Here is a 21083-nt window from a genome sequence, read left to right as displayed (position 1 = left end):
ACCGAAACCACATCACGTCGGGAACCATGAGAGCGCTGCACGCATCACATGCACTGCACCGCCTGCACTACAACCAGCCTGCACCGCATCACGCTGCACCGCACGGCACGGCATCACCACCCCGGTGCCACGCCTGACAGTGCCCCGCCCCGCCTACGAGGAGCGCACGCTGCCTTCGCACCGTTTCCCTCGCCGCCCCGGCCGTGCCGCGATCCCGGACCAGAACCTCCCGAAGTGCCTCAAGGGCCCGGGAGGTGTCCCGGAGACACCGCGCCTGCCGGGGCTCGAGCGGTTCAACACCGCGCCCGCCGACGTCGCCGAGAGCGCGCTCCTCACCTGCTGCGGCAGCCTCCGCTGGGCCCGGCGCCTCGCCGCCCACCGGCCCTTCCCGGACCTCGAGTCGCTGCTCGCGGCCGCCGAGGAGGCGGCATACGACCTGACGCCCGACGAGGTGCTCCAGGCCCTCGCGGCCGAGTCCGCGCACCAGCCGGAGACCGACTCGCACATCCCGCCCACCGCGCTGCGCACCGCGCAGACCGCCCTGCGGGCCGCCCACGCCGCGTACGAGAGCCGCTTCGGCCATGCCTTCGTGATCTGCCTGGACGACGTCGCTCCTGAAGAAACGCTCGACCAGCTGCTCGCCGGAATCCGGTCACGACTGAACAACGAGCCGGAGGACGAGCGGGTGCAGGCCGCCGAGGAGCTCCGAGGCCTCGTCCGTGGCCGGATCGCGCGCCTCGTAGGCGCCCTCGGAACTTCCCCGTTCCCGCAGGACCGGCCGGCAGAGGGCGTCGGCCGCCCGGATTCACCGGAATCAGCGGATTCAGGCCGGCCCGATAGCCCGTACGTACCAGTTTGATTGCCGGTTTGATCACATCGCTAGGCCCCGCGTAAGCGTTCCGACAAGTCGTCGCTACGATGGCCGGGGCCGGTGGACCGTACCCGGCCGGGCCCGACCGACAGACAAGCCGGCGCGGCCCCAATCCCCGCTCCCGGAGGGTTCTTCCGTGCCGGCTGGAACGCTGTACCGCGGCCGGGAAGGCATGTGGTCGTGGGTGGCTCACCGAGTCACCGGCGTCCTCATCTTCTTCTTCCTGTTCGTACACGTGCTGGACACCGCTCTCGTCCGCGTCTCACCCGAGGCGTACGACAAGGTCGTTGCCACCTACAAGACGCCGATCGTCGCGCTTCTGGAGTACGGCCTCGTCGCCGCCATCCTCTTCCACGCGCTGAACGGCCTGCGCGTCATCGCCGTCGACTTCTGGTCGAAGGGCCCGCGCTACCAGAAGCAGATGCTGTGGACCGTCATGGGCATCTGGGTCGTCCTGATGGTCGGGGCGCTGTACCCGGTCCTCGGCCACGCCGTCCGTGAACTCTTCGGGAGCTGAGGCCGATGTCTGCTGACACCACCACCGCAACCTCCGGCATCGGCCCCGTCGAGGGCGGCGCCGGCACCGCGTACGGCGTGGACAACCCCGCCCCCGTCATCGAGGCGCCCCGCAAGCGCACCGCGAAGACCCCGCGCTCGACCCGCGGCAACTTCGAGATGGCCGCCTGGCTGTTCATGCGCCTGTCCGGCATCGTGCTGGTCGTCCTGGTCCTCGGCCACCTGCTGATCCAGCTCGTCCTCGACGGCGGCGTGAGCAAGATCGGCTTCGCCTTCGTGGCCGGCCGCTGGGCGTCCCCGTTCTGGCAGATCTGGGACCTGCTGATGCTGTGGCTCGCCATGCTGCACGGCGGCAACGGTCTGCGTACCGTCATCAACGACTACGCGGAGCGGGACACCACCCGCTTCTGGCTGAAGATGCTGCTGTACACCGCCACGGTGTTCACCGTCCTGCTGGGCACGCTGGTGATCTTCACCTTCGACCCGAACATCCGCTAGGCCACGGGGCTGAGGTAACCACTCATGAAGATCCACAAGTACGACACCGTCATCGTCGGCGCCGGCGGCGCCGGCATGCGCGCCGCCATCGAGGCGACGAAGCGCAGCCGTACCGCCGTGCTGACCAAGCTCTACCCCACCCGCTCCCACACGGGCGCCGCGCAGGGCGGCATGGCCGCCGCGCTGGCCAACGTGGAGGAGGACAACTGGGAGTGGCACACCTTCGACACGGTCAAGGGCGGTGACTACCTGGTCGACCAGGACGCCGCCGAGATCCTGGCGAAGGAGGCCATCGACGCCGTCCTCGACCTGGAGAAGATGGGCCTGCCGTTCAACCGCACCCCGGCCGGCCAGATCGACCAGCGCCGCTTCGGCGGCCACTCGCGCAACCACGGCGAGGCCCCGGTCCGCCGGTCCTGCTACGCCGCGGACCGCACCGGCCACATGATCCTCCAGACGCTGTACCAGAACTGCGTCAAGGAGGGCGTGGAGTTCTTCAACGAGTTCTACGTCCTGGACCAGCTGATCACCGAGGTCGACGGCGTCAAGAAGTCGGCGGGTGTCGTCGCGTACGAGCTGGCCACCGGCGAAATCCACATCTTCCAGGCGAAGGCCGTGATCTACGCGTCCGGCGGCTGCGGCAAGTTCTTCCGCGTGACGTCGAACGCGCACACGCTGACCGGTGACGGCCAGGCGGCCGTCTACCGGCGCGGGCTGCCGCTGGAGGACATGGAGTTCTTCCAGTTCCACCCGACCGGCATCTGGCGCATGGGCATCCTCCTGACCGAGGGCGCGCGCGGTGAGGGCGGCATCCTCCGCAACAAGGACGGCGAGCGCTTCATGGAGAAGTACGCGCCGGTCATGAAGGACCTGGCGTCCCGCGACGTCGTGTCCCGCTCCATCTACACGGAGATCCGCGAGGGCCGCGGCTGCGGTCCCGAGGGCGACCACGTGTACCTGGACCTCACGCACCTCCCGCCGGAGCAGCTGGACGCGAAGCTCCCGGACATCACGGAGTTCGCCCGCACCTACCTGGGCATCGAGCCGTACACGGACCCGATCCCGATCCAGCCGACGGCGCACTACGCGATGGGCGGCATCCCGACCAACGTCGAGGGCGAGGTGCTGGCCGACAACACCACGGTGGTCCCCGGCCTGTACGCCGCCGGCGAGGTCGCCTGCGTGTCCGTCCACGGCGCCAACCGCCTGGGCACCAACTCCCTGCTCGACATCAACGTGTTCGGCCGGCGCGCGGGCATCGCGGCCGCCGAGTACTCGGCGAAGAACGACTACGTGGATCTCCCCGAGAACCCCGAGGCGCTCGTCGTCGAGCAGGTCGAGCGGCTGCGCAACTCCACCGGCACCGAGCGGGTCGCCCAGATCCGCCGTGAGCTGCAGGAGACCATGGACGCCAACGTCATGGTGTTCCGCACCGAGCAGACGATCAAGACCGCGGTCGAGAAGATCGGCGAGCTGCGCGCGCGCTACAAGAACGTCGCCATCCAGGACAAGGGCAAGCGGTTCAACACCGACCTGCTCGAGGCCATCGAGCTGGGCAACCTGCTCGACCTCGCCGAGGTCATGGCCGTCTCCGCCCTGGCCCGCAAGGAGTCCCGCGGCGGTCACTACCGCGAGGACTACCCGAACCGCGACGACGTCAACTTCATGCGCCACACCATGGCGTACCGCGAGGTCGGCGACGACGGCACCGAGACCGTCCGCCTCGACTACAAGCCGGTCGTCCAGACCCGCTACCAGCCGATGGAGCGTAAGTACTGATGGCTACCCCTGTTCTGGACAAGGTCGAGGCGGAGTCCGCCGCCTCCCCCTACATCACCGTCACCTTCCGCGTCCGCCGGTTCAACCCGGAGGTCTCGGCCGAGGCGACCTGGGAAGACTTCCAGCTGGAGATCGACCCGAAGGAGCGTGTGCTCGACGGCCTCCACAAGATCAAGTGGGAGCTCGACGGCACGCTGACGTTCCGCCGCTCCTGTGCGCACGGCATCTGCGGCTCCGACGCGATGCGCATCAACGGCCGCAACCGGCTGGCGTGCAAGACGCTGATCAAGGACATCAACCCGGAGAAGCCGATCACGATCGAGCCCATCAAGGGCCTCACGGTCCTCAAGGACCTGGTCGTGGACATGGAGCCGTTCTTCCAGGCGTACCGGGACGTCATGCCGTTCCTGGTCACCACGGGCAACGAGCCGACGCGTGAGCGCCTGCAGTCCCCCGAGGACCGCGAGCGCTTCGACGACACGACGAAGTGCATCCTCTGCGCTGCCTGCACGTCGTCCTGCCCGGTCTTCTGGAACGACGGCCAGTACTTCGGCCCGGCCGCCATCGTCAACGCCCACCGCTTCATCTTCGACTCGCGCGACGAGGCCGGCGAGCAGCGGCTGGAGATCCTCAACGACAAGGACGGCGTGTGGCGCTGCCGCACGACGTTCAACTGCACGGACGCGTGCCCGCGCGGTATCGAGGTGACGAAGGCGATCCAGGAGGTGAAGCGAGCGCTGATCACGCGCCGCTTCTGACGTTTCCGACGGTTTCCGCGGTCGCGGTCGTACGTCGTCGTGGGCCCCGTTCCCGGGTGGGAGCGGGGCCCACGGGCGTGCGGGGCCACGATCGGAGATCCTGAAGGCGGGCGAGGCCAGGAGCGCTCCGGGCACGGCACAAGAGCGCTCCCGTAAGAGCCGTGCGCAGCGGCTTACTCTGACGCCATGTCACTGGAGGCGTCGTACGAACTGCTCGGCTTCGACAACGTGCTGCTGCCCGTCGGCGATCTCGATGAGGCGGTGGCGTTCTACCGCCGGGCCGGTTTTCCGGTGGCGTTCCGGCTCGACGAGGCCGGGATCGCGCTGCTGAAGGTCGGGGACGAGGCGCCCGGTGTGCTGCTGCGGCTGGAGGAGGACCTCGGCTACCGTCCGTCGCCGTGGCCCGGTCCCCGGGTCTGGCTGGAGGTCCGCGATGCGCGGGCCACGGCGCGGTCGCTCGCGGAAGCGGGGGTCCCGCTCCTGGAAGAGCCGTTCGCGGTGGCCACGGGCTGGACCGTGGAGATCGCGGACCCATGGGGGAACGTCGTCGGGTTCACGGACTACAGCAAGCGACCGGAGCTGGGCCGGAGCTGAACGCCCGTCATCAGGCTTGTTTCGAGGCGAGTTCCACAACGGTGATGTCCGACGGTGCACCGACTCGCACCGGCGGCCCCCACGCGCCCGCGCCCCGGGTCACGTACAGCTGCGTGTCGCCGTAGCGTTCCAGACCGGCGAGCGTCGGGTTCGCCATGTCGGCGATCAAGGTGCCGGGCCACATCTGTCCGCCGTGGGTGTGCCCGGACAGCTGGAGGTCGACGCCGTGCTCGACGGCCTCGTGGATCATCACGGGCTGGTGGGCGAGGAGCACGGCGGCGCGGGCGGTGTCCCGGTCGCCGAGGGCCTTGGCGTAGTCGGGGCCGTCCCCGTAGCTGTCGCCGGAGATGTCGTTGACGCCGGCGAGGTCGAAGCCGTCGATCTCGACGCGGGCGTTCTCGAGCGGGGTCAGCCCGAGTTCCCGTACGTGGTCGACCCACTGCTCGGCGCCCGAGAAGTACTCGTGGTTGCCGGTGACGAAGTAGGAACCATGCCGCGTCCGCAGCTGAGCGAGAGGCTCGGCGGCGGGACCGAGGTCCTCGACGCTGCCGTCCACCAGGTCGCCGACGACCGCGACGAGGTCGGGCTGGGTCGCGTTGATCGTGTCCACGACGCGCTGCGTGAAGCCGCGGCCGAGGATCGGTCCGAGGTGGATGTCGCTGACCACGGCGATCCGGAAGCCGTGCGCGGCACGCGGGAGTTTGGCCAGCGGCACGGTCAGGCGCTTCACCTTGGGGCCGCTGAGCACGCCGTATGCCCCGTAGCCCACGGTTCCGGCGGCGACGGCGGCTGCCGCGCCTCCCACGACGCGGGAGACGAAGAGCCGGCGGGAGGGGCCCACTGCGGTGCGCGTGGGCTGCGGCTCCGGCCCCTGTACGAGCACCGGTTCCCTGGTACCGGCGGATTCCGCCGTACGCGCCCCCACGGCCTCGGCGACGGGCTCGGCCGCACGTACGTCCGCCCGCTCCGCCGGCACTTCAGCGTCCCCGCGCGCGAGCCACCGTCGCAGCAGGGGCCGTACGAACTCGCCCGCCGCCAGCGCCAGTACGAGGTAGAGGAAGAGCGCCAGCCACAGATAGCCCGGCCAGGCCAGCACCCGCTCCAGCCAGAACGGCGCTCCCGCGCGCCCGCCCACGAACGCCCCGACCATGACCAGCGGCCCGGCGACGAAGACGACCGTGCCCACCCGCCGGGCGACCGAGCCCCGGGCCGCCGTGTCGCGGACCATGCGGCGCCACGCGTACCAGTGCAGCGCGGCGAAAGCCGCCAGCACGGCGAGTGCGACCACTGCGAAGACGACGACCACGCCGCCCCTCCCTCTGCGATGGCCGTCGTGGCGCCCTGTTCGTTACGACGGCGGTCCGGCCATCGTACGTACCGTGGCGGACCGCCGATCCACTCGTTGGCGACGCGGCTCCGGGCCCTCCTCTACGACTTGCGGCGCAACGCCCGCAGTCCGCGCAACCCGATGACCCCGATGATCGTCCCAAGAACGAAGGAGACGACGGCCAGCAGTAGGTGCACCCAGAAGTACCCGGTCGGGTCGCCCGCGTCGTCGAAGGCGAGCCCGCTGGCGTCCTTCCATAGATTCCGGACGAAAGTGATCCAGATGACCCAGCTCCACACTCCGAAGGCGAGCAGGAACCAGGAAACCGGACGGCTGAGCTTCATATGTTCAGTATCGCGGCTCGTGCCCGGTCCGCTCGCCCGGGGTGCCACGGGCCGGACACGTCCTCCCGCAGCGGCGACTTCTCCGTCGGCGCCCTGTACGTTCTCGACCGTGCCTGCCTTCAAGAAGACCACTCTGCTGGTCACTTCCGCTGCATTTCTGACCATTTCTGCCGGAATTCCCTGTGCCCCGCCCGCCTTCGCGGACGACAAACCGGTGGGCAGTCAGGCGAAGCCACCGGCCGACATGTCGACTGTCGGCGGGGTCCGGCTGGGCCAGGCGGGCACGCAGGTGGACCTGGCGAACGGTGCGCCGGTGCTGCCCAAGGATGTGACGGCCCGTTCCTGGATCGTCGCGGACGCCGAGTCCGGCGAGGTCCTGGCCTCGCACAACGCGCACTGGCGGCTGGCCCCGGCGAGCACCCTGAAGATGCTCTTCGCCGACACGGTCCTGCCGAAGTTCCCCAAGACGCAGAAGCACACGGTCAAGCCCTCCGACCTCGCGGGCATGGGCGCGGGCTCCAGCCTGGTGGGCATCAAGGAGGACGAGACGTACACGGTCCACGACCTGTGGCTGGGCGTCTTCCTCCGCTCGGGCAACGACGCGGTGCACGTGCTGTCCGCGATCAACGGCGGCGTCGAGCAGACCGTCAAGGAGATGCAGGAGCACGCCGAGGAACTGCAGGCGCTCGACACGCACGTCGTCAGCCCGGACGGCTACGACGCCCCCGGCCAGGTCTCGTCCGCGTACGACCTGACGCTGTTCGCGCGTTCGGGGCTGCAGAAGGCGGACTTCCGCGAGTACTGCTCGACCGTGCGGGCCCAGTTCCCGGGCGCGACCACGACGACGAAGAAGGGCACGAAGCGCGGGTCCTTCGAGATCCAGAACACCAACCGGCTGCTGACGGGCGACTACGGCCTGAACCCCTACAAGGGCATCGCGGGCGTCAAGAACGGCAACACCACGAACGCGGGCTCGACCTTCACCGGGGTCGCCGAACGCAACGGCAGGGTCCTGCTCGTCACCGTCATGAACCCGGACAAGAAGGCGAGCAACGAGGTCTACAAGGAGACGGCCGCCCTGTTCGACTGGGGCTTCCAGGCCGCGGGGAAGGTGCGGCCGGTCGGCGAGCTCGTGCCGCCGAAGAGCGCGGAGACGCGCAGCGGCGGCGCCGCGGGCAGCCAGGATGGAGCCGCCGGCCCCGGCAAGGACACATCGGACACGAAGGCCGCGCCAGCGGTAGCCGCCAAGGAGGGGTCGAGCGGCATCGCGACCGCGCTGGCGATCGTGGGCGGGCTTCTAGTGGTGCTGGCCGCCGGCATGGTCGTGGTCAGGCGCCGCTGGCCGCTTCCGGACCTGGTGCGCCGCCGGCCGCGCCCCTGACCCGGGAGCCGTCGGCCGCGCCCCTGCCCCCGAGGCCGCCTTCGCCCTCGCCGCCGTCGTCCCCGTCCGCCGCCGGCTCCCTGTGCTGCGTCGCCGTCCAGGCGGCGCAGATCAGCAGCAGCTTCGCGGTGAAGTTGATCCACAGCAGCAGCGCCACAGGGACACCGAAGGCGCCGTACATGCTCTTCGCCGCCACCCCCCTCATATAGCTGCCGATCAGCAGCTTCAGCAGCTCGAACCCCACAGCGCCGACCAGCGCCGCGGTGATCAGACGGCGCCTCTCCGGGCGGACGCCGGGGAGCAGGGTCAGGACGTAGAGGAGCACCAGGAAGCCGGCGAGCACGGCGACGGCGAAGGCGGCCGTCTGCAGCAGGACCCCGCCTACGCCGCCCTCGTCGATGCCGAGCAGCCGGGCCGTCCAGCCGACCGCGGTCGACGCGACGGCGGAGGCGATGAGCGAGGCGAGCCCGGCGCCGCCGAGGCCGAGGAGCACCACGGCGTCCTTGGCCTTGCGCAGGACGGGGTTCTCCTCGCTGTCGGGCAGCTCCCACACGGCCCGCAGGCAGTCCCGCATCTGGCCGATCCAGCTGATGCCGGTGACCAGCAGCAGGGCGCCGGCGATGATCCCGACGGTGCCGGCGTTCGCCACGAGCGCGCCGATGTTCAGCTGGTCGGCGATGCCCGGTACCTGGTCGGCGATCCTGTCCTCGAGTTGCCGCACCCGCTCGGGGCTCAGCGCCGACACGGCGATGGCGGCGGCCACGGTGATCAGCGGAAAGAGCGCGATGAAGCTGACGAAGGTCATCGCCGCCGCGAGGCGGGTCCACTTCACGCGGTCGAGCCGCTCGTAGGAGCGCCACGCGTGCGTGGTCATCAGACGTTCGACGAGGGGCCCGATGCCGGGGAGTCTCTTCAGCCAGTCCATGATCTCTGTGTGCCCCGTACGGAGCTGTCCGTGCACCGGGCGGAGTCCTGTGTGCCCCGTGCGGAGCCTTCCGCGGGCCGCGCGGAGTCCTGTGTGCCCCGTGCGGAGCCTTCCGCGGGCCGCGCGGAGTCCTGTGTGGCCGCTGCCGGTCCCACCGTGCCGGCGCGGAACACCAGCGTCCGCGTACCCCAGAAGCGCAGGGCCGTGGCCAGCGCCATGCCGACACCCGCTCCCGAGACGGTGTCCGCCGCCGCCGAGGTGAACCCGAGGCCGTAGTGCGACACCGCGAGGCACAGCAGCTGGACGAGGGCGCCCGCGACGTTCACCGCGAAGAAGACGCCGTACTGCCGTAGCCGTGAGACGTCCGCCGCGCGGTGGCGGTAGGTGCCGAGCGCGTTGCCGGCGTAGGCGACCGTGCAGCCCGCCACGAACGACAGGGCCTTTGCGGTCAGCGGGTCGACGCCCGCGGGGCCGCGCAGCCAGAGGAACAGCCCGAGGTCGGCGCCGTAGGCGCAGAAGCCGGCGGCCGCGAAGCGCAGCACCTCGGGCGCGAGGGCCCGCAGTCCGCCGGGTTCCGCGCGGCCCTGTGCCCGGCGTGCCTCGCTCACCAGTCTGCGACCGCGAGACCGTACATCGCCAGCCACACCAGGCCGATGAGGGCGAGCGGCCGGTCGCGCAGCACGACGTCCTCCGGCTCGCCCGCGGTGCCGCGATCGGCGAAGACCGCGTACCGCAGCACCGCGAGGATGAAGGCGACCATCGACAGCTGCCGCCAGGGCAGCAGGCTCGTGCCGGCGATGCCGCCCTCCTCCAGGGCCCACAGGCAGTACGCGAGGACGGCGACGCCGGCCGCGAGCTGCCAGACGAACCGCAGGTAGCCGGTGGTGTACTCGTTCAGCAACGCGCGCGTGGCGCCCGCTTTTCCGGCCATCTGGACGGCTTCGGAGTACCGCTTGGCCGAGACCATGAACAGCGCGCCGAATCCCGTGGTGATCAGGAACCAGCGCGACAGCGGGATCTCCAGCGCGAGGCCGCCGATCATGGCACGCATCAGAAAGCCCGCGGTGACGACGGCGAGATCGACGACGAGGACGTGCTTGAGGCTGATGCAGTACGCCAGTTGCATCGCGACGTACACGGCCAGCAGCGCCGCCGTCAGCGGGTTGCACAGCACCACGGCCGCGGCCGGGGCGAGACCGGCGAGGATGCTGCCGGCGGCGTAGGCGACGGGGACGGGGACGTGTCCGGCGGCGACGGGCCGGCGGCACTTGACGGGGTGGGCGCGGTCGGCTTCGGCGTCCCGTGCGTCGTTGATCAGGTAGACGGCCGATGCGGCGGCCGTGAACAGCACGAAGACGATGAGGAGTTGAAGGAACGCCGAGGGCGAGAACAGTTCGCCCGCGGCCGCCGGAGCCGCCACGACCAGCACGTTCTTCACCCACTGGCGGGGGCGTGCGGTCCTCAGCAGGCCCAGCGTGAGATCGAGCCGGCCGCCCCCAGGTTGGTCGACGGGGGTGCGGCGGCGCGGGTGTTCCTGCTCGAGTACGGCGGTGCGCTCGGTCATCGGCCCGGCCCTCCGGCGTCCATCGGGCGGGTCATCCACCGGGCCCCCAGCCGGGCCGTCAGCGCCCCGAGGGCCGCGCCCGCGGCGACGTCCGACGGGTAGTGGACCCCGGCGACGAGGCGGGAGACGCACATCGCTGCGGCGACCGGTCGCAGCAGGCGGGCGCCCCCGGGGAACAGCGCGCCGTAGGCGACCACGGCGGCGGCCGCGGACGTGGCGTGCGAGCTGGGGAAGGAGTGCCGGCTCGCGGTGCGCACCAGCGGCTCGACGTGGCCGGGGCGCGGGCGCCGCACCACGCGCTTGACGCCCATGCTGGCCAGGTGCGCGGCGGCGGTCAGCGCGGTGCCGCGCAGCCATGCGCCGCGCCGCTCACGGTCGGCTGCGGCGCCCACGAGCCCCGCGGCCAGCCATACCGCGCCGTGCTCGCCGGTCCAGGACAGTGCGCGCGCGGCCGCCGCCACCCGCGGGTCCCTGCCGCAGCCGCGGAGCGCGGACAGCAACCGGTGGTCCATGTCGTGCATGTGGCCCCTTGGTGCTCGATCCATCCGGCTGGCGCTGGACTCACCGTCCTGGCCGTCCGGAATTTCCACTCTCTACGCAACAGCCCTTAATCATGGCCGTATTGGACGACACTCCCTGAATCACCCATTGAGGTGACGGGTGGCCACATCATCGGCAAACCGGGGATGACCGTCCATGTCGGGCGATACGGTCGCCGACATGCCAGCAGAGACCGTTTCCGTCACCGGCTGGGGCCGTACCGCCCCGAGCGTCGCCCGCGTGGTGCGCCCGCGCTCGTACGAGGAGGCGGTGGAGGCCGTCCGCGGCTGCGGCAGGCGCGGCGGGATCGCCCGGGGGCTCGGCCGCGCCTACGGGGACGCCGCGCAGAACGCGGGCGGAGCCGTGCTCGACATGACAGGGCTCGACCGGATCCACATCATCGACACGACCGGCTCGTCCAGCACCGGCGGTGCGGCCGGAACGGTGATGTGCGACGCGGGCGTCAGTCTGCACCGGCTGATGGAGGTGCTGCTGCCGCTCGGCTGGTTCGTGCCGGTGACTCCTGGGACCCGCTATGTGACGGTGGGCGGCGCGATCGGGGCCGACATCCACGGCAAGAACCACCATGTGTCGGGGGCGTTCTCGCGGCACGTCCTGTCCCTGGAACTGCTGACGGCCGACGGGCAGATCCGGACCGTCGAGCGCGGCACCCCGCTGTTCGACGCCACCGCTGGCGGTATGGGCCTGACCGGCGTCATCCTCTCCGCGGCCGTGCAGCTGCACCCCGTCGAGACGTCCCTGATGACCGTGGACACCGAACGCGCCATGGACCTCGACGACCTGATGGCCCGTCTGACCGCCACCGACCACCGCTACCGCTACTCGGTCGCCTGGATCGACCTGCTCGCCCGCGGGGCGTCGACGGGCCGCTCGGTGCTCACGCGCGGCGACCACGCGCCCCTGGACGCCCTGCCCGCCCGCGCCCGCAGGGAGCCCCTGACGTTCCGCCCCGGGCGGCTGCCGGCCGCACCCGCCCACATCCCCGAGGGACTGCTCGGCCGGCGCACGGTCGGGCTGTTCAACGAGCTCTGGTACCGCAAGGCCCCCAGGTCCCTCACCGGCGAGCTGCAGAAGATCTCGACGTTCTTCCACCCCCTCGACGGCGTCCCGCACTGGAACCGCGTCTACGGGCGCAGCGGCTTCGTCCAGTACCAGTTCGTCATCGGATACGGAAAGGAGGACGCCCTGCGCCGGATCGTGCAGCGCATCTCCGGGCGCGGCTGCCCCTCCTTCCTGGCGGTGCTCAAGCGGTTCGGCGACGCCGACCCGGGCTGGCTCTCCTTCCCGATGCCGGGCTGGACGCTCGCGCTGGACATCCCGGCGAACCTGCCGGGCCTCGGCGGCTTCCTCGACGAGCTCGACGAGGAGGTCGCGGCGGCCGACGGGCGCGTCTACCTCGCCAAGGACGCCCGGCTCCGGCCGGAACTCCTCGCCGGGATGTACCCCCGCCTCGGGGACTTCCGCGCGCTGCGCGCGGACCTCGACCCGCGGGGGGTGTTCGTGTCGGACCTGTCCCGCCGGCTGAACCTCTGACCCTCCGTCCGGCCATGCCCAGGGGCCGGACCACCCCCAGGAGTTGGTTGTCATGAAGGACGCCTTCGGTACCCCCCAGTCCCTGCTCGTCCTCGGCGGCACGTCGGAGATCGCGCTCGCCACGGCACGCCGGCTCATCGCGCGGCGCACCCGTACGGTGTGGCTGGCTGGCCGCCCCTCGCCCGCGCTGGAGGCCGCCGCCGAACAGCTGCGCGCACTGGGCGCGGACGCCCGTACCCTCGCCTTCGACGCGCTGGAGCCCGGGTCCCACGAGGAGGTGCTCGGCAAGGTCTTCGCCGAGGGCGACATCGACATGGTGCTGCTGGCCTTCGGCATCCTCGGCGACCAGGCGCGCGACGAGGGCGACCCGGTGGCCGCGGTGCGCGTCGCGCAGACCAACTACACGGGTGCGGTGTCCGCGGGCCTGGTCTGCGCCAGGGCCCTGCAGGCGCAGGGCCACGGCTCGCTGGTGGTGCTGTCGTCGGTCGCGGGCGAGCGGGCCCGCCGTTCCAACTTCATCTACGGCTCGAGCAAGGCGGGCCTCGACGCCTTCACGCAGGGCCTGGGCGACGCCCTGCACGGCACGGGCGTCCACGTCATGGTCGTACGCCCCGGGTTCGTCCGTTCGAAGATGACCGCAGGCCTGGAGGAGGCACCGATGGCCACGACCCCGGAGGCGGTGGCCACGGCCATCGAGACGGGGCTGCGGCGCCGCTCCGAGGTGGTGTGGGTGCCGGGCGCGCTACGGCTGGTGATGTCGGCGCTGCGGCATGCGCCGCGGGCGGTGTTCCGGCGGTTGCCGGTGTAGCCACTGCTGACTGTGCTCTGAGCAGGTCGGATGAACTCGGCTGCGGTTCGGCAGCGCCCCGAAGGGGCGCGGGGAACTGCGCGACCAGCCACGACGGCGCCGCAGCGAACCGACGGCACATCGCGGCACTTCGAGCGGAGCGCTTAGCGGGTCAGCCGCACGATCACGGATCTGCTCGTGGGGTTGCCGGCCTGGCTGACGCCGACGTAGCCGACGCCGAGGACTTCGTCCGTGCCGGGTATCGGCGCGATGCCGTTCAGCCAGAGCTGCTGCCGCGAGCTTGACCTGATGCCGTCTGTGCTCGGCAGCCGCGGGCGCTTGATCCTTTCGCAGTCGCCGTCCGCGGTGAGGTACCGGTTGCCGTTGAGGAACACCCCGCGCTCACCGTCGACGGCCACGGGGACACGGGTGGCGCAGTCGTCCTCCACTGAGGGCTGCTTGGTCCAGCGGGTGCCGTCCCAGCGCAGCCGTATCGCCTCGTCCAGGGGCTCGTCGTCTTGTTCGCCGTGGTTGAAGGTGTGCGAGCCGTACGCGCGCACGTCGTCCCCGGCCAGTGCGCGGACCGTGCTGAGGAAGGCCTCGGGCTCGGCGGGCACCGGGTCCGGGAAGCGGTACTCCGGGGTCCTGGTCGGCGTCCAGGAGCGGCCGTCCCAGTGGACCGCGGCGGGCTGGATGGTCTCGTGGCCGCTCTCCTCGGACTCACCGCTGCCCTGGTGGCCGACCGCCCACAGATCGTCGGGCGCGACGCCGTCGAGCGCGCTGACCGTGGCGGGCAGGTCCGTGGCGGTCCAGCGGGTGCCGTCCCAGTGCCACACCCGGGACGTCCCGGCCACGGCCCAGATGTCGTCCGCGGCGAAGGCCCGCACGTCGACGACCCGGCCGGTATCGGGGATCTCGGGCACCGCGGTCCAGCGCGTGCCGTCCCAGCGGGCCATCCGCGGCGTCTCGAGACTCTTCAGGCTCGCCGTCAGCAGGAATCCGCGGGAGCCCATCGCGTCGAAGCGGGCCTCGTAGACGCTGTCGCCGAACGCCTCCGGCATGGGACGGCGCTGCCAGCGGGTGCCGTCGTAGTGCAGGAGGAAGCCGTCGTCGGCCGTCTCGTCCCCGGCGTAGCTGACGGTGCTGGTGGCGTTGCCGACCACCCAGATGTCGTCGTCGGCGGTCGCGATCACGTCGGAGAGCCTGCCGAGGTCCTTGTAGACCTTGTCGTACTTCCAGTTCATGCCGGTTTCGACCACGGTGCAGAAGGCCACCACGGCGGCGAACACGAGCACGATCACGGCGAGTGCCGCGTTGACCCTGGCCACGCCTTCCCCTCCCCCCTCGCGCGAAGGTCAGTGCGCGGGCAGTGTCCGCCGGACCACGGGTGCCGACGCCTGGAGCGGCACGACGTGACCGCCGCCCCCGAAGACGTAGTCGCGGAGCTTGCGCCAGACCGCGTCGGCGCCCTGCTCGTAGAGCGCGAACCCGGTGCACGGCCACTGCGCCTCGAACCCCGCGAGCTCCTCGTACGCCCGGTCCATCGCCTCGTCGTCGATGGCGTGCGCGACCGTGACATGCGGGTGGTACGGGAACTGCAGTTCGCGTGCCACGGGGCCCGATGCGTCCCGGACCTGTTTCTGCAGCCAGGTGCAGGCCTCGACGCCGTCCACCACCTGCACGTACACGACGGGCGACAGCGGCCGGAACGTCCCCGTGCCGGACAGCCGCATACGGAAGGGCCGGCCCGCCGCCGCGACCTCCAGCAGATGCGCCTCGATCGCGGGCAGCTCGGAGTCGTCGACCTCTGTGGGCGGCAGCAGCGTGACGTGGGTGGGGATGCCGTACGCCGCGGGGTCACCGAAGCCCGCGCGCCGCTCCTGGAGCAGGCTGCCGTGTGGCTCCGGGACCGCGATCGACACACCGATCGTTACGGTCCCCACGTCTTACTCCGTTCGTCGCGTCGGGTGGTGGACAGTCGGGTACGGGCGGACCGGCCGTCTCGTGTCCGGCCGGTCCGCCCTGTCGCCTCAGTGCTTGGCGGGCAGGAAGCCCACCTTCGCGTACGCCTGGGAGAGCGTCTCCGCGGCGACGGCGCGCGCCTTCTCGGCACCCTTGGCCAGGATCGAGTCGAGCGTCTCCGGGTCGTCCAGGTACTGCTGGGTGCGCTCGCGGAACGGCGTCACGAACTCGACCATGACCTCGGCGAGGTCCGTCTTGAGCGCACCGTAGCCCTTGCCGGCGTACTTCTGCTCCAGTTCGGCGATACCCGTGCCCGTGAGGGTCGAGTAGATGGTGAGCAGGTTGCTGACGCCCGGCTTGTTCTCCGCGTCGTACCTGATCACCGTGTCGGTGTCGGTGACGGCGCTCTTGACTTTCTTGGCCGTGGCCTTCGGCTCGTCGAGGAGGTTGATCAGGCCCTTCGGCGTGGACGCCGACTTGCTCATCTTGACCGCGGGGTCCTGCAGGTCGTAGATCTTCGCCGTCTCCTTGAGGATGTACGGCTTCGGGACCGTGAAGGTCCCGCCGAACCGGCCGTTGAACCGCTCGGCGAGGTCGCGGGTGAGCTCGATGTGCTGGCGCTGGTCCTCGCCCACCGGCACCTCGTTGGCCTGGTAGAGGAGGATGTCGGCGACCTGCAGGATCGGGTACGTGAAGAGGCCGACGGAGGCCCGCTCGGCGCCCTGCTTGGCCGACTTGTCCTTGAACTGCGTCATACGGGACGCCTCACCGAAGCCGGTCAGGCAATTCATCACCCAGGCGAGCTGCGCGTGCTCCGGGACGTGGCTCTGCACGAAGAGGGTGCAGCGCTCCGGGTCGAGACCCGCCGCGAGGAGCTGGGCGGCGGCGAGCCGGGTGTTGGCGCGCAGCTCGGCCGGGTCCTGCGGGATGGTGATCGCGTGCAGGTCGACGACCATGTAGAACGCGTCGTGGGTCTCCTGCAGCGCCACCCACTGGCGCACCGCTCCCAGGTAGTTGCCGAGGTGGAACGAGCCTGCGGTGGGCTGGATTCCGGAGAGGACACGCGGGCGGGCGCCGGGCACGGTGCGGGGCGTCTCGGGCCCCGGGGCGACGGGTGGGTGATCAGAGACCATGCTCCACATTCTCTCAGGTGCGCGCGAAAGCTTGGGAACCGATCCGCGACAGCTCGGGAACCGTTTCTCCAGCGACTGGGAGCGCGACGGCTCAGGTCCAGGATGCGGTCGACGGCGGCCACATCCGAGCGGCTCCCGGTGAGACGTGGAACACAGTGCGCCCCCGCCCGTCAGCCGCTTTGTGGGCAGGCGTTCCGCAGGGCGGAACGGGTGGGCACAAAGCGGCCCGCACCCGACGGACGGCCGGTGGGGGCAGACGAAGAGTCGCCGCCCGGAGGGCTCCGTGAGCCCTCCGGACGGGGATGCACAGTTCAGCTGAGGTCGATCCCCGGGTACAGCGGAAACCCGTCCAACAGCTCCGCGGCCCGCCGCGACACCTCGTCCGCAACCTTCTCGTCCAGAACGTGCTGCGCCTTGGAGGGCGCACCCTTGCTGGTCGTGCCCGCCTCGGCAGAGGTCAGCACGCGGTCGATCAGCGCAGCGATCTCGTCCATCTCGCCGGTGCCGAGCCCGCGGGTGGTGAGGGCCGGCGTACCGATCCGGATGCCGGACGTGTACCAGGCGCCGTTCGGGTCCTGCGGGATGGCGTTGCGGTTGGTCACGACGCCCGAGTCGAGGAGCGCGGACTCGGCCTGGCGGCCGGTGAGCCCGTAGGAGGTCGCGACGTCGATCAGGTTGAGGTGGTTGTCCGTACCGCCGGTGACCAGGGTCGCGCCGCGGCGCATCAGGCCGTCGGCGAGGGCGCGGGAGTTGTCGACGATGCGCTGGGCGTAGTCCTGGAAGGACGGCTGCCGGGCCTCGGCGAGGGCGACGGCCTTGGCGGCCATGACGTGCGGGAGCGGGCCGCCGAGCACCATCGGGCAGCCGCGGTCGACCTGCTCGACGAGCGAGTCGTCGCACAGGACCATGCCGCCGCGCGGGCCGCGCAGGGACTTGTGGGTGGTCGTGGTGACGATCTGCGCGTGCGGTACGGGGTCGAAGTCGCCGGTGAGCACCTTGCCCGCGACGAGGCCCGCGAAGTGCGCCATGTCGACCATGAGGGTCGCGCCGACCTCGTCGGCGATCTCGCGCATGATGCGGAAGTTCACCAGGCGCGGGTACGCCGAGTAGCCCGCGACGATGATCAGCGGCTTGAACTCGCGGGCGGTGGCGCGCAGCGCGTCGTAGTCGAGGAGGCCGGTCGCCGGGTCGGTGCCGTAGCTGCGCTGGTCGAACATCTTGCCGGAGATGTTGGGCCGGAAGCCGTGCGTGAGGTGGCCGCCGGCGTCCAGCGACATGCCGAGCATGCGCTGGTTGCCCAGCTCGCGGCGGAGCTCGGCCCAGTCCTTCTCGGAGAGGTCGTTGACCTGGCGGGCACCGGCACGCTGCAGCGCCGGGGCCTCGACGCGCGCGGCGAGGACGGCCCAGAAGGCGACCAGGTTGGCGTCGATGCCGGAGTGCGGCTGGACGTAGGCGTGGCGGGCGCCGAAGAGCTCCTTGGCGTGCTCGGCGGCCAGCGACTCGACGGTGTCGACGTTGCGGCAGCCGGCGTAGAAGCGGCGGCCGATGGTGCCCTCGGCGTACTTGTCGCTGAACCAGTTGCCCATGGCGAGCAGGACGGCGGGCGAGGCGTAGTTCTCGCTGGCGATGAGCTTCAGCGAGGCGCGCTGGTCCTCGACCTCCTGGCCGATGGCGTCGGCGACGCGGGGCTCCACGCCCCGGATCACATCGAGGGCGCTGCGGAAGGCGGTGGACTCGGTGGAGAGGGGCTCTGGCATGTCGTCGGACCTCCGGACGGACGCGGACACGGGATGCACGGGTCGGCCCAGGCGCACGGCACACGGTTTTGCGCGGGCCGCTCCCCGATGGTCGGTCCCATCCCAGCGCGCCAGTCACGGCCCGCGGCCAGCCTACCGGCAAGGCCAGGTGCTGGCCTTGCCGGTCCACGATGCGGGAGCGCTGCCGCTGGGCTGGGGGTCCGCCTGTGCCCGCCCGTTCCGCCCCTGGCGGAACGCACGCCCACAGGCGGGCGGGGCGGCTGCCCACAGCTCCGCGCCGTGCGGGCAAATCGGGTACAAAGGGCACACCTGGCCCTCTCTTCGTACGGACGGAGGTCCCGTGAGTGCTGGCGATGCGCTCATCGCCTCTGCCGAGGCGCACAGTGCGCATACCTATCACCCGTTGCCCGTCGTCATCGCGACCGCCGACGGGGCGTGGATGACGGACGTCGAGGGGCGCCGGTACCTCGATCTGCTCGCCGGGTACTCGGCGCTGAACTTCGGGCACCGCAACCGGCGACTGATCGAGGCCGCGCAGGCGCAGCTCGAGCGGGTGACGCTGACCTCGCGGGCGTTCCACCACGACCGGTTCGCCGAGTTCTGCGAGCGCCTGGCCGAGCTGTGCGGCATGGAGATGGTGCTGCCGATGAACACGGGTGCGGAGGCGGTGGAGACCGCCGTGAAGACCGCACGGAAGTGGGGCTACCGGGTCAAGGGCGTGCCCGACGGCATGGCCAAGGTCGTCGTGGCGGCGGGCAACTTCCACGGCCGCACGACGACGATCATCAGCTTCTCCACGGACCCGGAGGCGCGGGCGGACTTCGGTCCCTACACGCCCGGCTTCGAGATCGTCCCGTACGGCGACCTGACCGCGATGCGCGACGCGCTCACGGAGAACGCGGTCGCGGTGCTGCTGGAGCCCATCCAGGGCGAGGCCGGGGTGCTGATGCCGCCGGAGGGCTATCTGCGGGCCGTGCGGGAGCTGACGCGCGAGCGCAATGTGCTGTTCATCGCGGATGAGATCCAGTCGGGCCTGGGCCGTACGGGGAAGACGTTCGCGTGCGAGCACGAGGGCGTCGTGCCGGACGTGTATGTGCTCGGCAAGGCGCTCGGCGGCGGCATCGTGCCGGTGTCGGCGGTCGTGTCGTCCAGCGCCGTGCTGGGCATCTTCAGGCCCGGTGAGCACGGTTCGACGTTCGGCGGGAATCCGCTGGCCTGCGCCGTGGCGCTGGAGGTCATCGACATGCTGCGCTCGGGCGAGTACCAGCAGCGCGCCGCGGAGCTCGGTGCGCATCTGCACGACGAGCTGCGGCTGCTCGCCGGGAGCGGTGGCCCCGTGCGGGAGGTGCGCGGCCGCGGCCTGTGGGCGGGCGTCGACATCGCCCCGTCGTACGGCACGGGACGGCACATCTCGGAGCGGCTGATGGAGCGGGGCGTCCTGGTCAAGGACACCCACGGCTCCACCATCCGGATCGCCCCGCCGCTGGTCATCAGCAAGGAGGACCTGGACTGGGGACTGGATCAGCTGCGGGCGGTCCTGGCCGCCCCGCCCCGTCCTCAGAGGCCCTAGGGCCTAGAGGATCACGTGGGGCACGAAGCGCGCGTACTCGTCCGTGACCAGTCCCGACGACTCGCGGATGCCGAGCCCCGCCGACTCGTCCTCGACGACCCAGGCGCCGAGCACCACCCGGTTGCCGTCGAACGACGGCAGCGGCGCCAGCTCCTGGTAGCAGCAGGGCTCTTCCCGTACGAGTGGCTCGCCCGGACCCGGCTCGTGCACCGTGACGCCCGCGCCCTCGCGGCCGAGCAGCGGCTTGGCGACGTATCCCGTCGTGGTCGCCAGCTCGCGCGGGCCGTCGAGGTAGGCGGGAAGGAGGTTCGGATGGCCTGGGAACAGCTCCCAGAGGATGGCGAGGAGCGCCTTGTTGGACAGCAGCATCTTCCAGGCGGGCTCGATCCACAGAGTGCTGCCCGTGCCGCCGCCGTTGTCGAGCGTGTCGAGGACGTGCTCGCCGAAGCGGTCCGTGGTCAGCCACTCCCAGGGGTAGAGCTTGAAGCAGCTGCGGATGAAGCGGAGCTGCTTGTCCACGAAGCGGCCGGAGAGCCGGTCCCAGCCGATCTCCTCCATGGAGATCCACTCGGTGTCAAGGCCGGCCTGCTGCGCCGTCTCCTGCAGATACGCGACGGTCATGAGGTCCTCGCCGAGCTCGTCGGCCGAGGAGTGCGCGAAGTACAGGGGGCTGCCCGGCGGCAGCAGGGCGGCCTGCTTCTTCCAGGCGTCGACGAGGCGTTCGTGCAGGGAGTTCCACTGGTCGGCGCCGGGGAAGCGCTCCTCCATCCAGAACCACTGCGGGCTCGCGGCCTCGACCAGGGACGTCGGCGTGTCGGCGTTGTACTCCAGCAGTTTCGCCGGGCCGCTGCCGTCGTAGCGGAGGTCGAAGCGGCCGTAGACGGACGGCAGTTCGGCCCGGCGCCGCCAGGCCTCCGCGACCAGCTCGGCCAGCCGCGGGTCGGTGATACCGAGATCCGCGAACCGGCCCTCGTCCACGATGTACTGCGCCGCCGCCAGGCACATCCGGTGCAGCTCCTCGACGACCTCCTCCAGCGCCTCGACCTCGGGCAGCGAGAAGACGTAGTACGCGCTCTCGTCCCAGTACGGGCGCAGCGAGCCGTCCGGGAAACGGGTGAGCGGATAGATCAGCCCCTGCTTCTCGACGGTCTGCTGCCAGCCGTCGCGGGGCTCGATGGTGCGTCGTTCCATGGTGGGTTCGGCCGATCCAGGTATGCGGTCCA

At 71.0% G+C, this 21083-nt stretch carries 20 protein-coding genes, 1 pseudogene and 1 riboswitch; of the genes and pseudogenes, 10 read left to right on the top strand and 11 right to left on the bottom strand.

All coding sequences use genetic code 11. From position 1 onward, the window contains the following. Nucleotides 1–133: 133 nt before the first annotated feature. The 6 genes from STSP_RS17150 to STSP_RS17125 all read left to right on the top strand — a co-directional run bounded on the left by STSP_RS17150 (nucleotide 134) and on the right by STSP_RS17125 (nucleotide 5016). A complete protein-coding gene (locus STSP_RS17150; RefSeq protein ID WP_408646317.1) occupies nucleotides 134–859 on the top strand; it encodes a 2-oxo-4-hydroxy-4-carboxy-5-ureidoimidazoline decarboxylase in 726 nt (241 codons plus the stop codon). Nucleotides 860–1007: 148 nt separating this feature from the next. Further along, on the top strand, nucleotides 1008–1388 hold the full coding sequence (gene sdhC, locus STSP_RS17145; RefSeq protein ID WP_078067254.1) for a succinate dehydrogenase, cytochrome b556 subunit: 381 nt from the start codon (nucleotides 1008–1010) through the stop codon (nucleotides 1386–1388). A gap of 5 nt (nucleotides 1389–1393) precedes the next feature. Beyond that, nucleotides 1394–1885, top strand: a complete 492-nt coding sequence (locus STSP_RS17140; RefSeq protein ID WP_067278427.1) for a succinate dehydrogenase hydrophobic membrane anchor subunit — start codon at nucleotides 1394–1396, stop codon at nucleotides 1883–1885. A 24-nt stretch (nucleotides 1886–1909) separates the two neighbouring features. Next, on the top strand, nucleotides 1910–3664 hold the full coding sequence (gene sdhA / locus STSP_RS17135) for a succinate dehydrogenase flavoprotein subunit (protein ID WP_067278426.1): 1755 nt from the start codon (nucleotides 1910–1912) through the stop codon (nucleotides 3662–3664). Beyond that, nucleotides 3664–4422 (top strand): succinate dehydrogenase iron-sulfur subunit, encoded by a 759-nt coding sequence (locus tag STSP_RS17130; protein ID WP_067278423.1) that lies wholly within the window; start codon nucleotides 3664–3666, stop codon nucleotides 4420–4422. The genes sdhA and STSP_RS17130 overlap by 1 nt, the downstream gene beginning before the upstream one ends. Nucleotides 4423–4608: 186 nt before the next feature. Further along, nucleotides 4609–5016: a VOC family protein gene (locus STSP_RS17125; RefSeq protein WP_067278421.1), complete on the top strand. Its 408-nt coding sequence runs from the start codon at nucleotides 4609–4611 to the stop codon at nucleotides 5014–5016. A gap of 10 nt (nucleotides 5017–5026) precedes the next feature. On the opposite strand, the gene STSP_RS17120 is transcribed toward STSP_RS17125, so the two are convergent. Together STSP_RS17120 and STSP_RS40235 are read right to left on the bottom strand one after the other, a co-directional pair. Further along, nucleotides 5027–6322 (bottom strand): metallophosphoesterase, encoded by a 1296-nt coding sequence (locus tag STSP_RS17120; protein WP_067278418.1) that lies wholly within the window; start codon nucleotides 6320–6322, stop codon nucleotides 5027–5029. 122 nt (nucleotides 6323–6444) lie between these two features. Beyond that, complete coding sequence (locus STSP_RS40235) at nucleotides 6445–6687, bottom strand: SCO4848 family membrane protein (RefSeq protein WP_067278415.1); 243 nt, start codon at nucleotides 6685–6687, stop codon at nucleotides 6445–6447. Between the two features lie 109 nt (nucleotides 6688–6796). Between STSP_RS40235 and STSP_RS17110 the strand changes: the two genes are divergently transcribed. Further along, nucleotides 6797–8068 (top strand): D-alanyl-D-alanine carboxypeptidase family protein, encoded by a 1272-nt coding sequence (locus tag STSP_RS17110; RefSeq protein WP_067278412.1) that lies wholly within the window; start codon nucleotides 6797–6799, stop codon nucleotides 8066–8068. Here the strand turns inward: STSP_RS17110 and STSP_RS17105 are convergent. From STSP_RS17105 to STSP_RS17090, 4 genes and pseudogenes are all read right to left on the bottom strand, one after another. Beyond that, nucleotides 8016–8993 carry a YihY/virulence factor BrkB family protein gene (locus STSP_RS17105; RefSeq protein WP_067278410.1) on the bottom strand — a complete coding sequence of 326 codons (978 nt, stop codon included), beginning with the start codon at nucleotides 8991–8993 and terminating at the stop codon, nucleotides 8016–8018. The two genes, STSP_RS17110 and STSP_RS17105, sit on opposite strands and share 53 nt — an antisense overlap. A 149-nt stretch (nucleotides 8994–9142) precedes the next feature. Continuing rightward, nucleotides 9143–9556 (bottom strand): annotated as a pseudogene (locus STSP_RS17100) (GtrA family protein); the annotation flags it as partial. Between the two features lie 41 nt (nucleotides 9557–9597). Beyond that, nucleotides 9598–10557, bottom strand: coding sequence for a decaprenyl-phosphate phosphoribosyltransferase (locus tag STSP_RS17095; protein ID WP_067278407.1), 960 nt, complete (start codon nucleotides 10555–10557; stop codon nucleotides 9598–9600). Further along, nucleotides 10554–11078 (bottom strand): phosphatase PAP2 family protein, encoded by a 525-nt coding sequence (locus tag STSP_RS17090; protein WP_078067253.1) that lies wholly within the window; start codon nucleotides 11076–11078, stop codon nucleotides 10554–10556. Before STSP_RS17090 ends, STSP_RS17095 begins: the two co-directional genes overlap by 4 nt. A 199-nt stretch (nucleotides 11079–11277) precedes the next feature. Between STSP_RS17090 and STSP_RS17085 the strand changes: the two genes are divergently transcribed. Both STSP_RS17085 and STSP_RS17080 read left to right on the top strand, forming a co-directional pair. Next, complete coding sequence (locus STSP_RS17085) at nucleotides 11278–12651, top strand: FAD-binding oxidoreductase (RefSeq protein WP_067278582.1); 1374 nt, start codon at nucleotides 11278–11280, stop codon at nucleotides 12649–12651. Nucleotides 12652–12703: 52 nt separating this feature from the next. Further along, complete coding sequence (locus tag STSP_RS17080) at nucleotides 12704–13459, top strand: decaprenylphospho-beta-D-erythro-pentofuranosid-2-ulose 2-reductase (RefSeq protein WP_067278403.1); 756 nt, start codon at nucleotides 12704–12706, stop codon at nucleotides 13457–13459. A 143-nt stretch (nucleotides 13460–13602) separates the two neighbouring features. Here STSP_RS17080 and STSP_RS17075 read toward each other — a convergent pair whose 3' ends face one another. From STSP_RS17075 to STSP_RS17060, 4 genes are all read right to left on the bottom strand, one after another. After that, nucleotides 13603–14766, bottom strand: a complete 1164-nt coding sequence (locus STSP_RS17075) for a beta propeller repeat protein (RefSeq protein ID WP_067278401.1) — start codon at nucleotides 14764–14766, stop codon at nucleotides 13603–13605. Between the two features lie 27 nt (nucleotides 14767–14793). Further along, nucleotides 14794–15381 carry a 2'-5' RNA ligase family protein gene (locus STSP_RS17070; RefSeq protein WP_067278398.1) on the bottom strand — a complete coding sequence of 196 codons (588 nt, stop codon included), beginning with the start codon at nucleotides 15379–15381 and terminating at the stop codon, nucleotides 14794–14796. An 87-nt stretch (nucleotides 15382–15468) separates the two neighbouring features. Continuing rightward, nucleotides 15469–16533 carry a tryptophan--tRNA ligase gene (gene trpS / locus STSP_RS17065; RefSeq protein ID WP_232789679.1) on the bottom strand — a complete coding sequence of 355 codons (1065 nt, stop codon included), beginning with the start codon at nucleotides 16531–16533 and terminating at the stop codon, nucleotides 15469–15471. A gap of 311 nt (nucleotides 16534–16844) precedes the next feature. Then, a complete protein-coding gene (locus STSP_RS17060) occupies nucleotides 16845–18290 on the bottom strand; it encodes a glycine hydroxymethyltransferase (RefSeq protein WP_067278396.1) in 1446 nt (481 codons plus the stop codon). A 38-nt stretch (nucleotides 18291–18328) separates the two neighbouring features. Further along, nucleotides 18329–18418, bottom strand: a riboswitch (ZMP/ZTP riboswitch). Between the two features lie 212 nt (nucleotides 18419–18630). On the opposite strand from STSP_RS17060, the gene rocD reads away from it, so the two are divergent. After that, on the top strand, nucleotides 18631–19860 hold the full coding sequence (gene rocD / locus STSP_RS17055; RefSeq protein WP_067278394.1) for an ornithine--oxo-acid transaminase: 1230 nt from the start codon (nucleotides 18631–18633) through the stop codon (nucleotides 19858–19860). 3 nt (nucleotides 19861–19863) lie between these two features. Here the strand turns inward: rocD and STSP_RS17050 are convergent, their stop codons facing one another. Then, a complete protein-coding gene (locus tag STSP_RS17050) occupies nucleotides 19864–21051 on the bottom strand; it encodes a glutathionylspermidine synthase family protein (RefSeq protein ID WP_067278391.1) in 1188 nt (395 codons plus the stop codon). Nucleotides 21052–21083: the final 32 nt, after the last annotated feature.

It is taken from the genome of Streptomyces jeddahensis, assembly GCF_001642995.1.
Taxonomy (GTDB): domain Bacteria; phylum Actinomycetota; class Actinomycetes; order Streptomycetales; family Streptomycetaceae; genus Streptomyces; species Streptomyces jeddahensis.
Note: the sequence above shows the minus strand (reverse complement) of the source record. Positions and strands in the feature narration are given on the sequence as shown.